Origin of the sequence: Pseudoalteromonas sp. S1727, from assembly GCF_005886375.1 — a bacterium.
GTDB classification, from domain to species: domain Bacteria; phylum Pseudomonadota; class Gammaproteobacteria; order Enterobacterales; family Alteromonadaceae; genus Pseudoalteromonas; species Pseudoalteromonas haloplanktis.
Genome location: NZ_PNDT01000360.1, coordinates 1 through 386, shown reverse-complemented (window position 1 = coordinate 386; position 386 = coordinate 1). Strand labels below are relative to the sequence as shown.

Here is a 386-nt window from a genome sequence, read left to right as displayed (position 1 = left end):
AGTACTTACCGCTCCGACATCCTCTAAGAAGTATTCTCTTGCCCTGTCTCTGCATCGCTATCATATCCTCACTCTTGTAAATCGTGTGCAGATATCTACCAAGAAGATAATTTAACCTTTGATATGAAAGTTAAATATGATTTCACAAAAAATCTAACTGTGTACTTTGATGCCATTAACTTAACGGATGAATCCGATTTACGATACTTCAAAGGTAATGATTTAGGGGGAGGCGAGATCCTCTATCAACGTGAAGATTATGGTCGTACTATCCAATTAGGTATGAATTATAAATTTTATTAATAATCAATGAATAACAAAACGTTAATGCCACACACAATTAACGCGTAAATGCCACGCTTCATCCTTGGAGGGATGCATGAATA

General features: G+C 36.0%; 1 protein-coding gene. It reads left to right on the top strand.

Annotation, left to right across the window (positions count from 1 at the left end; translation table 11 throughout):
- Nucleotides 1-123 precede the first annotated feature (123 nt).
- A complete protein-coding gene (locus tag CWB85_RS22930; RefSeq protein WP_249314973.1) occupies nt 124-303 on the top strand; it encodes a TonB-dependent receptor in 180 nt (59 codons plus the stop codon).
- Nucleotides 304-386: the final 83 nt, after the last annotated feature.